Origin of the sequence: Actinomyces sp. HMT897, from assembly GCF_016626125.1 — a bacterium.
Classification (GTDB): domain Bacteria; phylum Actinomycetota; class Actinomycetes; order Actinomycetales; family Actinomycetaceae; genus Actinomyces.
On the sequence record NZ_CP067336.1, the window covers coordinates 2,656,278 to 2,668,453 of the forward strand.

General features: G+C 76.0%; 7 protein-coding genes. 4 read left to right on the plus strand and 3 right to left on the minus strand.

The window, feature by feature from the left end; translation table 11 throughout:
• Positions 1–14: 14 nt before the first annotated feature.
• From JJJ15_RS10245 to JJJ15_RS10260, 4 genes are read left to right on the plus strand one after another with little or no spacing between them, the layout of a single operon-like run.
• Positions 15–980 (plus strand): MoxR family ATPase, encoded by a 966-nt coding sequence (locus JJJ15_RS10245; RefSeq protein WP_200510663.1) that lies wholly within the window; start codon positions 15–17, stop codon positions 978–980.
• Entirely contained in the window at positions 977–2,212 is a 1,236-nt protein-coding gene (locus JJJ15_RS13545; protein WP_200510664.1) for a DUF58 domain-containing protein, read from the plus strand. The genes JJJ15_RS10245 and JJJ15_RS13545 overlap by 4 nt, the downstream gene beginning before the upstream one ends.
• Positions 2,209–5,241, plus strand: a complete 3,033-nt coding sequence (locus JJJ15_RS10255) for a transglutaminase domain-containing protein (RefSeq protein WP_200510665.1) — start codon at positions 2,209–2,211, stop codon at positions 5,239–5,241. Before JJJ15_RS13545 ends, JJJ15_RS10255 begins: the two co-directional genes overlap by 4 nt.
• On the plus strand, positions 5,238–6,827 hold the full coding sequence (locus tag JJJ15_RS10260) for a serine/threonine-protein kinase (RefSeq protein ID WP_200510666.1): 1,590 nt from the start codon (positions 5,238–5,240) through the stop codon (positions 6,825–6,827). Before JJJ15_RS10255 ends, JJJ15_RS10260 begins: the two co-directional genes overlap by 4 nt.
• A gap of 318 nt (positions 6,828–7,145) precedes the next feature.
• Here the strand turns inward: JJJ15_RS10260 and JJJ15_RS10265 are convergent, their stop codons facing one another.
• The 3 genes from JJJ15_RS10265 to eccD form a co-directional block, all read right to left on the minus strand.
• On the minus strand, positions 7,146–8,597 hold the full coding sequence (locus tag JJJ15_RS10265; protein WP_200510667.1) for a S8 family serine peptidase: 1,452 nt from the start codon (positions 8,595–8,597) through the stop codon (positions 7,146–7,148).
• 236 nt (positions 8,598–8,833) lie between these two features.
• Positions 8,834–10,342: a type VII secretion protein EccB gene (gene eccB / locus JJJ15_RS10270; RefSeq protein WP_200510668.1), complete on the minus strand. Its 1,509-nt coding sequence runs from the start codon at positions 10,340–10,342 to the stop codon at positions 8,834–8,836.
• Positions 10,342–11,652 (minus strand): type VII secretion integral membrane protein EccD, encoded by a 1,311-nt coding sequence (gene eccD / locus JJJ15_RS10275; protein ID WP_200510669.1) that lies wholly within the window; start codon positions 11,650–11,652, stop codon positions 10,342–10,344. The genes eccB and eccD overlap by 1 nt, the downstream gene beginning before the upstream one ends.
• Positions 11,653–12,176 lie beyond the last annotated feature (524 nt).

The window sequence follows — 12,176 nt, forward strand, 5'->3', positions numbered from 1 at the left end:
CTGAAGGACCTCCTATGCCGATCAGTACCGAGGACGCCACCCGCTTCGCCCAGACCTTCGCCGGGCTGGTCGACGGCGTCTCCGTGGCCCTGCTGGACAAGGTACCCACCATCCGCCTGGCCCTGACCACCATGCTCGCTGGCGGCCACCTCCTGCTGGAGGACGCCCCCGGGACCGGCAAGACCGCCCTGGCCCGGGCCATGGCGGCCGTCATATCCGGGTCGCACTCGCGGATCCAGTTCACCCCCGACCTGCTGCCCAGCGACATCACCGGGGTGAGCATGTACGACCAGAAGACGGGGGAGTGGGGCTTCCACGCCGGCCCCGTCTTCGCCCAGATCGTGCTGGCCGACGAGATCAACCGCGCCAGCCCCAAGACCCAGTCCGCCCTCCTGGAGGTCATGGAGGAGTCCCAGGTGACGGTGGGGGGCACCACCTACCCGGCCCCGCGCCCCTTCATGGTCATGGCCACCCAGAACCCGGTCGAGCAGGCCGGCACCTACCCGCTGCCCGAGGCCCAGCTGGACCGCTTCCTCATGCGGACCTCGGTGGGCTACCCCTCACGCACCGCCATGATCGAGGTGCTCGACGGCGCCGCCGCCCCCGACCGCTCCCGGCTGGTCAAGCCCCTGCTCAGCGCCGAGCAGGTCACCGCCCTGGCCTCCCTGGCCGCGGGCAACCACACCGACCGGGCGGTCCTGGACTACGTGGCCGCCCTGGCCGAGGCCACCCGGGACGACGAGTCCTCCCTGCTGGGGGTGTCCACCCGCGGCACCATCGGCATGGTGCGCTGCGCCAGGGTCTGGGCCGCCGCCCAGGGACGCAACTTCGTCCTGCCCGACGACGTCAAGGCCCTGGCGGGCCCGGTGTGGGTCCACCGCGTCGTCGTCGACCCCGACGCCGCCTTCTCCGGGGCCACCGCCCAGGGCGTCATCGCCCGGGCGCTGACCACCGTCCCGGCCCCCGCCGTGGGTGTGTGACGGTGCGGCCGCGCACGCTTACGGGCCGGGCCCGCACGGTGGTGGCCGCGGGCCTGCGGGCCGTGCCCGTGGGACGGCTCCTGGCCCCCCTGGCCGCGGTCACTCCCACCGGCTGGGCCGTGGCCGTCGTGGGCGCGGCTGGGGCCCTGACCGCCTGGGGCGCCGGCTGGGTGGAGGCCGAGGTGGTCGCCTGGTGCTCCCTGGCGGTCCTGGTCATGGCCGTGGCCCAGGTCCTGGTACGCAGCCCGCACGCCATCGCCCTGAGCCTGCCCACCCGGCGCGTGGTCGCCGGGCAGACGGCGGTGGGTGACATGACGGTGACCAACCGACGCTCCCGGCGCAGCGGCGGGGGCGTCATCGAGCTGCCCATTGGCACCGGTGCCGGGCAGTTCCTGGTACCGCCCTTGGGGGCGCGGTCCCAGTGGAACGAGGTCTTCTCCGTGGTCACCCGGCGCCGCGGGGTCATTATGGTCGGCCCGGCCCGTGCGGTGCGCGCTGACGCCCTGGGCCTGGTGCGCCGGGTCACCGTCTGGGGGCGTCCCGAGCCCCTCCACGTCCACCCCCGCACCGTCCACGTGCCCTTTGACGCCACCGGCTTCCAGGCGGACACCGAGGGCGTGACCACGGCCCGCCTGTCCTCCTCCGACGTCTCCTTCCACACCCTGCGCGACTACGAGCCCGGTGACGACCGCCGCCACGTCCACTGGCCCACGACCGCCCGCCTGGGGCGCCTCATTGTGCGCCAGTACGAGGAGACGCGCCGCTCCCACCACCTGGTGGTGGTGGACACCCGTCGCGGCTCGTGGTCCGGGGACGACCTGGAGACGGCCCTGTCCGCGGCCGCCTCCCTGGCCCTGGCGGGCCTGTCCCGCTCCCGGACGGTGTCCCTGCGCAGCTCGGGGGGGTGGGTGCCCACCGGCTCGCCCGTGGGGATGCTGGACGCCCTGGCCGAGCTCGACACCGTGGACGGCCAGCCCCTGGTGGACACGGTGCTCCAGGCCCTGGCCGAGCGGCCCGGGACCTCCGTCCTGACCGTCGTGGTCAGCCCGGCCACCTCCGACGACGAGGCCGCCCGCCTGACCACCCTGGCCCACCCCGACGTGGTCACCGGGATCCTGCGCATACGCCCGCAGGCCGCCTCGCGACGGCGTCGGGCCGGGCAGGGGCGGATCGTGGACTGCCCCGGCCTGGAGGACCTCCCCCGGGTCCTGGCCTCCGGGGGGCTGTCATGAGCCCGACGCCACCGTCCGACTCCCGCGGGCGTACGGCGGGCGCTGCCACGGGCGCCGGGGACGGCCGGGGCACCGGCTCCCGCGGCGCGGCGGGCGCTGCCACGGGCGGGGTGAGCGGTAGCGGCGCGACGGGCGGCGGGGACACGGCCCCGGGCAGGATCTTCCGGGCCCCGGCCCGGCCCCGCCCCTGGTGGCGTCGGGGACGGACGGACCAGGCGCCCCTGTGGCACCTGGGCATCCTGGCGCTCCTGACGGTCCCCACCGTCCTGCTGCACGAGCCGGTCTTCGGCCAGGGGGCGGGGGTGCGGGCCGCGGGCCTGGGGGCGGTCACCGGCCTGCTCGTCGCCGCCGCCGCGAGCCGCTGGCGCTGGGACACCCTGTCCACGCTCGCCGTGGTCCTGGCCTCCCACCTGCTGGTGGGCGGGGCCGCGGCCCTGCCCTCCACGACCCTGGGCGGGGTGGTCCCCACCGGGCGCACCGTCCAGCTCCTGGTGGTCCAGACCGTCCAGTCCTGGAAGGACCTGCTGACCCTCACGCCCCCGGCCAGCGCCTACCTGGGGCCCGCCGTCATGCCCTGGGTCAGCGCCCTGCTGTGCTCCCTGGCCGCGGGCCTGGTCACCGTGCGCCTGCGTCGGCCGGTGCTCGGCACGGTGCCGGTCATGGTCCTGGGCGCGCTCGGGATCGCGTTCGGCCCCTCGGGGAGGACCCCCGCCCCCTGGCCCGTGGCGCTGTGGTACACGGGGGTCCTGGGGTGGTGGGCGTGGGCCGCCCAGCAGCGCCGGTTCGCCTCGGGGGTGGACGTGCGCGTGGGCCGCACCCAGCTGGGGACGACCACCACCAGGGCCACCACCACCCGGGGCTCCCTGGCCGCCGTCCACGCCGGGCGGCGCACGCTCGCCGCCCTGGTGGTCCTGGCCCTGGCGGGGGCGGTGTGCCTGCCCGCCACCACCCTGCTGTGGTCCACCGGGCCGCGCGTGGTGGGCCGCGACGTCATGGCCCCGCCCCTGGACACCCGCCAGTACCCCTCGCCGCTGGCCGCCTACCGCCACTACGAGACGGACCTCAAGGAGGACGTCCTGGTGCGGGTCACCGGCCTTCCCGACGACGCCCGCCTGCGCCTGGGGGCCATGGACGTCTACGACGGGACCACCTTCGCCATGAGCCCGGCGGGCACGCACCGCGACGACGGCTACGTGCCCGTGGGGGACCAGATGCCCGCCACCAGGGCGCCCCAGGGCTCCACGGCGGCCCGGCTGACCGTGTCCACCTCCGGGCTCGTCGGGCCGTGGCTGCCCTCGCTCGGGGCCCCCACCGCCCTGGCCTTCACCGGTGACGGCGCGGCCGGGCAGCAGGACGGCCTGCACCTGGACCGCTGGGCGCAGGCCCTGCTGACCACCGCCCCCGCGGGCCGGCGCGCCTACGAGCTGTCGGCCCAGGTCGGCCCCACCTGGTCCGACGGCCAGCTCCGGGACGTGGGCGCCCCGCCCCCCGCCCAGCGGGACACCCACGTGCCCGCAGGGGTGGCCCTGCTGGCCTCCAAGGTCACGGGCACCGAGCAGACCCCCCTGGGGCGGGCCCGCGCCATTGAACGCTACCTGTCCCAGAACGGCTTCTACTCCGACCAGGACACCGCCGCCTCCCGGCCCGGGCACCGCGCCGACCGCCTCCAGCGGATGATCGAGGCGGACCGGCTCATCGGGGACGACGAGCAGTACGCCGCCCTCATGGCCCTCATGCTGCACTCCCTGGGCGTCAACGCCCGCGTCGTCATGGGCCTGTACCCCCAGGGTAGGGGCGGGGACGTGGACCTGCGCGGGCACGACGTGCACGTGTGGGTCGAGGTGGAGTTCGACGGCGTCGGCTGGCAGGTCTTCGACCCCACCCCGCCGCGCGACCAGACCCCCCAGACGGAGGTCACCAGGCCCCGCTCCGTGCCCCGCCCCCAGGTCCTCCAGCCGCCTGAGCCGCCCGACGAGCCGGTGGAGCTGCCGCCGGCGTCCTCGGATCGGGACGTGGCCCCCGAGGAGGAGGGCGGGGACACCCTCCCCTGGGGCCTGGTGGCCGCGGTGGGTGGCGGCCTCCTGCTCCTGGTGGGGCCCGCGGGCGGGATCGTGCTGCTCAAGGCCCTGCGCCGACGCCGCCGCCGCCAGGGGCCGCCCGCCGCCGCCCTGGCCGGCTCCTGGGACGAGGTCGTGGACCTGGCCACCGACGCCGGGCTGCGGGTGCCCGCCCACCAGACCCGTCAGGAGGCGGCCTGGGCGCTGGCCGACGCCCTGGGCGCGCCCCCCGGGGCGGGCGCGGGGGAGCACGCTGGCGCGGGCGCGGGGGAGCGTGCCAGCGGGGGCAGGCACGGTGACGGCGCGCCCCCCGGTGGGTCGGGTGCCAGCCACGCGCCCCTCGGCGAGGACGCACCACGCCCCGGGGACGCGGCTGCCCCTGACCAGCGGTCTGGGTCAGCACCAGTGGACGCACCACGCCCCGGGGGCGCGGCTGCCAGCGCGGGCACGGGCGCTCAGGAGAGCGCGGCCAGCCAGGGTGAGCGGGCCGACCAGGCCGGCTGGGCACCCGTACCCCGGGACACCGACCTGGGCCCGGACGCGCCCTCGCCTCCCACGACGGCCGCCGTGCCCCCCTGGGACGCCGACCTGGAGGACGTCCCGGTCACGGTGGCGATCGCCCGCCGGGCGGACACCGCCAGCTTCGGGCCGGAGGCTGCCAGCAGGCAGGACGCGGCCGCCGCCTGGCGCGAGGTCGACGCCCTGCGCCGCACCCTGCGCCGCACCGCGCGCCCCCTGACCCGGGTGCGCCGGGCCCTGACCCCGCGCTCGCTGTGGGTCCGCCGCGCCCTGCGCCGCGCGGCCCGCCGCTCCGGGCGCCGCCGTCGCGCCCCCGAGGACCACGGCCTGGGCCCCACCGGGCCTACCGGCCTGGGGCGTCTGCTGGGCCGGGTAGGCGGCCGGGGCGCCCGGAACGTACGACGTCGCGTGCTGCGTACCCTGGTACGCAGCCGCCGGAAGGACACCCCATGACCCACCTTGCCGCGCCCGGGACCACCGCCCCCGCCATTACCGGATACACCTGGGTGAGGGCGCTGGGCTCCGGGGGGTTCGCCGACGTCCACCTGTACCACCAGCTCCTGCCCTCCCGGGACGTGGCGATCAAGGTCGTGCGCAGCCCGGGGGACCAGGCCGGTGTCGAGGAGCTGCGCCGGGAGGCCGACGCCCTGGCCGCCGTGGGCGGTCACCCGGCCGTCGTCGAGCTCCACGGCGTGGGCGTGACCGATGACGCCCGCCCCTACCTGGTCATGGAGTACTGCCCGGTGGCCGACATCGGCGACCAGGTCCGCTCCCGCCCCCTGGCGGTGGACCAGGCCCTGGACATGATGGTCCAGGTCTGCGGGGGCGTGGAGGTGCTGCACCGCTGCGGCCTGGTCCACCGGGACATTAAGCCCGGCAACCTCATGCTGGACGCCTACGGCCGCCCGGTGCTGGGGGACTTCGGGGTGGCCGCGCGGGTCGGGGCCCTGGAGAGCGGCCTGGTGGACGGCTTCTCCGTGCTGTGGGCGCCCCCGGAGCAGCAGGACTCCCAGGCCCACGCCCACCCCACGCAGGACGTGTGGGCGCTGGCGGCCACCACCTGGACCCTGCTCAGCGGGCGCAGCCCCTTTGAGGACCCCCTGGGGGACAACCGGCCCGTGGAGGTGGCCCGCCGGGTGCGTTCGGGGCGGATCCGCGCCCTGGGGCGCCAGGACGCCCCCGGGCTCCTGGAGACGGTCCTGCGTGAGGCGATGGACCTGGATCCGCTGCGGCGCACCGCCTCGGCGGTGGCCCTGGGGGAGGGGCTCCAGGAGGTCCAGCGGCTCATGGGCCGCCCGGTCACCCCCATGCAGCTGGGTGGGGGAGTCGGCGCGGCGGGGGCCGCCGTGCTGGGGGGTGGCCCCGGGGCGGGTGCCTCCGGGGCGGGGGAGGGTACCCGTCTGCACGCGGTGGCCGCGGTCGACGCCGACCGCACCCGCCTGCGCACCCCCAACTTCGACTTCCAGGACCAGGCGGTGGTCCCCCAGCAGGACAGCTGGTCCGAGGAGCCTCAGGCGCAGGCCACGGGCCCGCGTCCCCAGAGCGTGCCGGAGCCGGGGCGGCGCCTGCCCCTGCGGGGCCTGGTCCTGGCGGTGGTGATGGCGGTCATGGCGGCCGGGGTGGGGGTGGCCATGCTGACGGGTGGCGGCAGGTCGGTCCACCTGGCCCCTGCCGGTACCCCGGCGGAGTACTCGGACGGGCCGCAGGAGGCCGTGGACGTCCTGCCCCTGCCGGTGACGGGCCTGACCGGGCAGGTCGAGGGCTCCGAGGTGGTGTGGACCTGGACCGACGGGGTCAAGGCGTCGTCGGCCGCCACGGCGGGGCAGTCGGGGCAGTCGGGGCAGTCGGGGGCCCACCCCGAGGCCCGCTACTTCGTGTACACGGCGACCCGGCCCGGTCAGACGGACCTGACGGAGCGGGCCGAGAAGAACCTGGCCCGCGTCCCGGCGGTGCCGGGGGAGAACTGCGTGGAGGTGCAGGCGGTAGCGGCCAGCGGCCGGCTCTCCCCGGTAGTGCGCCAGTGCGTCCAGGTGCCCTGACACCACCCGCCCCACCCCGCCCCCTCCCTCCGCGAGAACGGTACTTATTCCCCGCGAGAACGGTACTTGTTCGTCGCGAGAACGGTACTTATTGCTCGTGAGAACGGGCCTGGACCGGTACGCCCCAGCTCCGGCCCTCAGAATGCGGCAGGACGCGAGACGGTACGGCCCTCGGCGCTCGCGTCCGGGCGGGTCCGTGGCCTGCCCCCCCAGGCCGGCATTGCCCGGGGACGCGAAGCCGCCGGGCCGGAGCGTGCCCAGCCCGCGCCCAGCCCGTGCCCAGCCCGCGCCCAGACGGCACCTCACCGCGGCACCCCATTAGACCCGCCTGCGCCGGAGGCGGGCCACGGTCAGGACCGTCAGGACCAGGGTGGCGGCCCCGGCACCCAGGGCCGTGAGGACCAGGTGGCGGCGGGGAGCCAGGGTGTCGGTCACCTCCTCGGGGCGGGCCATGAGGACGGGGGCCGGTGGGACCGGGGCCGGGAACCGCGGGTTCGGCGGCCCTACCGTGGTGCCGTCGTTGACAAGGTTGAGGGCGTCGTACGGGGCGAGGAGGCCCCACCCCAGGGTCGTGGAGCGCACCGAGGGCGTGGGCCGCAGGGCGGTGGCCAGGATCCGGTACTCCCAGTCGGCGGGCGACTCCTGGGGATAGGCGGCCGCCACCAGGGCCGCGGCCGCCCCCACGTAGCCGGTGGCGTAGGAGGTCGTCGGCGTCGCCCCGGCGAGCATGCAGTCCCCGCTGCCCATAAAGGTGGTCAGGACACCCGCCCCGGGGGCCGCGACCTCCACGTGCGTGCCGTGGACCACGGCGTCGGAGGGCATGCCGTTGGCGTCCACGGCGGTCACGGACAGGACGGACGGGTACCCGGCGGGGAAGCGGACGGCGGTGGTGTCCTCCTGGGCGTTGGCGTTGCCGGCCGAGGCCACCACCAGGGCCCCTGCCGCCGTGGCGTAGTCCACCGCCGAGCGCAGCGCCTCGACGTCGGAGGGCGTGGACTGGGGGACCACCACGATGACCGCGCCGTGGTCCACCGCCCAGCGGATGCCCTCGGCGGTGCGGGCGGCGTCGGGACCGCGCCCGGCCCTGACGGCCTCGGAGGAGCCGTCCTGGTAGACGCGCACCGGCAGGATGAGGGAGTCGGGGGCCATGCCCACCACGCCTGAGCCGGGGACCGGGCGGGCGGCGATCTGCCCGGCGACGGCGGTGCCGTGCCCGGAGGAGTCCGTGCGCCCGTCGCCGGCGTCGAGCAGGTCGGTGCCGGCGAGGACGGCGTCACCCAGGTGAGTGTTGGAGGCGTCCACCCCGGTGTCCACCACGGCCACGACGACGCCCCCGCGCGACAGGCCCCAGGCCTGGGAGAACCCCAGCTGGGCGACAGCCGGGGGCGGCTGGTTGACCAGGTGCTCGACGCCGGGGACGCACTCGGTGCCGGGCGCGCTGGCCTGGGCCGTGGGCTGGGTCGTGGGCTGGGCGGCGGGTACCATGCCCTGGCCCGACGCGGACCCCTGCCCGCCTGGGAGCGCCCCCTGCCCCAAGCCTGTGGGCTGCCCCGGCACCGCCTGGCCCGGCACAGTCTGCCCCGGTCCTGTGCCCTGGTCGGGGTCCGACGCCGTGGGCTGGGTGGCGGGGTCCGGTCCGGGGTCGTCCGCGGCGGCTGGGGGGAGCGGGGAGGCCAGGAGGGAGCTGGCCAGGACCAGTACCCCGGCGCCCAGGGCCGCCAGGAGGCGGATCCCCCGGTACCCGGTGCGGGGCCAAGGGCCCGCGGGCACTACCTGGAGGTGGTCGTCCGGGCGGCGCGGACCCGGGGCGGAACCGGTGTCATACCCCTGAGCGCTCTGGCCGTCCGGGCGGCGCGGACCCGGGTCTGACGTATGAGCGGGGCGGGTGGTCGCAGGCGGCGTGCCCTCGGGCTGGCCAAGGAGCCCGGACCCGGGCTGGTCTGAGGGACGGGCGCCCAGGCGCAGGAGTCCCAGGTGGTCGTCCGGGCGGCGCGGACCCGGGCGCCTCACTGCGCCCCCACGGTGTCCCAGGCCGCCTGGGCGGTCAGGGCGGTTCCCTCGGGGACCAGGTCGGTCCAGGCGGCGGGGACCGTCACGACGTCGGCGGCGCTCCAGCCCAGGCGGGTGAGCGTGTCGGTGGGGTCCTCCCCCAGCCCGTGGGAGGTGCCGTCGTCGGAGACGAGCACGACCACGCCCAGGCTGCCTCCCGAGGTGGCACGCACCAGTGCCCCCGAGCCGCCCTGGACGGTGACCGGGGGGAGGGACGTCTCTTTGCCGCCAGCTCCTCCAGCACCACCAGTCCCACCAGATCCGCCAGCCCCACCGTTACCACCAGCACCACTGGCCCCGCCAGCCCCAGCCCTGCCAGCACCCCCACCTCCGGCACCCCCGCCGCCACCGGCCCCGTCCGCGGTGGGGGTGGCGGCGGCCGGGCGCAGCGCGTCGCCGGTCTCCATGGACACCAGGCGGGTGGAGGCGCCGTCCTTGCCCAGGACCAGCTGGGCGCAGGGGACGGATCCGGAGGGCACCGGGCTGCCCATGGTGGCCGGCCAGTCGGTGGGGCCGGCACCGGCGGTGTCCACGGTGAGGCCGGAGATGTCGGCGATGGTGGTGCTCAGCGGGTTGGAGGCGAACGTGCTGGCCGACCCCAGGCTCAGCAGGTGCTCGGCGGTGGGGGACAGGGGCGCGATCCGGGAGTCGCCGGTGACCAGGTAGCGGCGGGTGGAGGCGTTGTCCTCCACCTCGATGACGGTGCCCACCACGGCGGAGGACAGCGCCGCCGGCATACCACCCACCACCCGGCCCGAGCCCTCGACCTCCAGGGGGGCCAGGTCCGAGCCGCGCTCGAACACGTTCAGCCAGGCGGCGGTGACCTCGGTGCGCGGGGCCGACTCCAGGCCCAGGGCGAGCAGGACGCCGGAGCTGGCGTCGGGGCTGACGCGGTGGCGCAGGCCCTTGGTGATGACGTAGGTGTCCCCGGCGTTGGTGACCACGGCCACGTCCTGGGCGGTGGTGCCCTGCGGGACACTGGCCACCCACGTGCGCTCGCCCTGGGACGTGGCGCAGGTGAGCCACTGGTCGGAGTGCAGGCTCCCGGCGGCGGGGACGTCGTCGGGCACGCCGGTCAGCCCCACCTGGCTGCCGCGCGGGATGCCGCTGATCACCGAGTCCGGCACCGAGCTGGTCTGGTAGGAGCCTGACTGGGACAGGAGCTTGGCGGAGGTAATATTGGTGACCGGTCGGAGAGTGCCGTTAATAGTGTAGTAACGTGCTCCTGTACCTTTTACTATGACAAGGGTGGAGTTCTGCCAGTTCTCGGGCAGGGTGGGGGAGAACCGCCCGAGCACGGCGGCGACCACCAGGATGACCACGGCGACCACGGCCCCCACCGCCAGGGGGCGCAGGGAGGAACGGTACTCCAGCTCCCGGCCGCCGGGGGTGCCCGAGGCGAAGGCGGTGACCAGACGTCGGCGGTTGAAGCGCTGGCCCTCCAGGACGTCCTTGTTCGACGCCATTACAGCACCCCCCAGATCAGTGCGGCCAGGGGCGGGATGGCCAGGAGGCTGAGCACGCTGACAGTGTCGGCCGCGCGGGTCAGCCAGGGGCGTGTGCGCTCGGAGACCACGTTGGCGGCCAGCAGCAGGACCGCCACGGCGGCCACGGCGCCTACGACGGCGGGCAGCCACCTGGGCTCTCCCAGGGCCACGACTACCGCCGCCAGCAGGGTCAGGAGCATGCCGGTGACCACCCCCATGAGGACCTCGGCGCGTGAGCGCAGGGAGCGGGTGGCCAGCATGAGGGCGACGCCGGTGCACACCAGCAGGGCCAGGCCGCTGGGGTCGGTGAGCAGCAGCGGGGCCAGGACCAGGCAGGCCGTGCAGGACCCGGCCTTGAGGGCCAGGACGAGGGCGTGGGAGTGGGCCACCCGGGCCGCCAGGACCGGGGCGTCCACGGGTGCGGAGGTCGACGCGCCGGTGACCCTGACCGGCACCTGGGCCATGGCGATCCACGGGGCGGCCAGGGACAGGACCACCAGGAGGGTCAGGACCGCGGCGCCCGCCCGGCTGGGTGGGGTGCCGAGCACGCTGGTCAGGGTCCCGGTCGCGGTCAGGGCGCCCCCGACGGTCAGGGGAGCGGCCGTGGTGGGCCACAGGGCGGCGGGCAAGGCCAGGACGCAGGGCGAGGCCAGCAGGACGCCGGTGCCAGCGGCCAGGAGGGTGGAGCCGGTCCAGTCCCCCGGGGCCAGGGCGGTGGCCGCGCAGCCGGCCAGGACGGGGGCGGTGTGGACCAGCGCCAGCGCGCCGGGGAGGGCGGGCACGCGGGCGACGACGCTGGCCCCCAGGGCCACCAGGAGCGCCCCGACGCCGCCGATGACCGCGGTCATGACCGGGTTGGTGGAGCCGGTGGCCAGCAGGATCGCGGCCACGAGCACCAGGGCCGCGGCGGCGTGGGCGGACAGGGCCAGGGAGTCGGAGCGGGTCCAGGGGGCCTGGGTCTCCTCCACGGTGGTGCCGACGGCCTCGACGAGGTCGTCGTAGCGGCGGTCACGGGCCTGGGTGCCAATGGGGCGCAGGGTCAGCAGGGCCCCGGCGCGCACGCCCTGCTGGGGCAGGGAGCGGGACTGGTCGAGCTGGTCACCGGAGGTGGTCAGGACGGTCACGCCCTGGGAGGCGACGGCGGTGTCCAGGCGGAAGTGGGCCTGGAGGAGGCCGGGGAGCAGCTCGGCCAGGGGGACGGCCCCCGGTACGGACAGGTCGATCCGGGTCTCACCGTAGGCGACGGTGATCGGCATGAGGGCTGCGGCCGTCTGGGTCGTGCTGGCCATGACTCCTCCGTGGGGTGGGGATCCTCCGTGGGGCGGGGGCGGGGTAGGCGGTGTCAGACTACCGGGCCGGGACCGCCCTGGCAGGGGTAGGTAGCGGCGGGTCGCACCGGGCTGGTGGGTCGGGAAGGGCGGTCAGGACGGCGGCCGGGCGAGGCCCTGACGCAGCGTCCTGACAGCGCGTCCTCAGGGTCGAGTCACGAGCTGGACGGCGGTGCCCGTCTGTGAGGTGGTGTTGCACATTCATCCTGGGTGTGGCGGCGCGTCGGTGGCGTAGTTTCAACGTTTTGTGCCCCTGGGTGGGGGCTGGCAGAGGGATGAATGTGCAGCGCGGTCGTCGTTGCACATTCATCCCTGCTCCTGGCCCCTGTGCCACCGCGAAGATCCGCGTGATCCAGCCACTCTATGATCGTCGATTGTAAAAAGAATGTGCAACTTCCTCACTGGAGGCCCAGGGGGCCAACCGGTCACGGCCCAAGTGCCAGCGCCGTTCGGAGGCCCTGGAGGACCGGAGCGCGGTGGCCCGC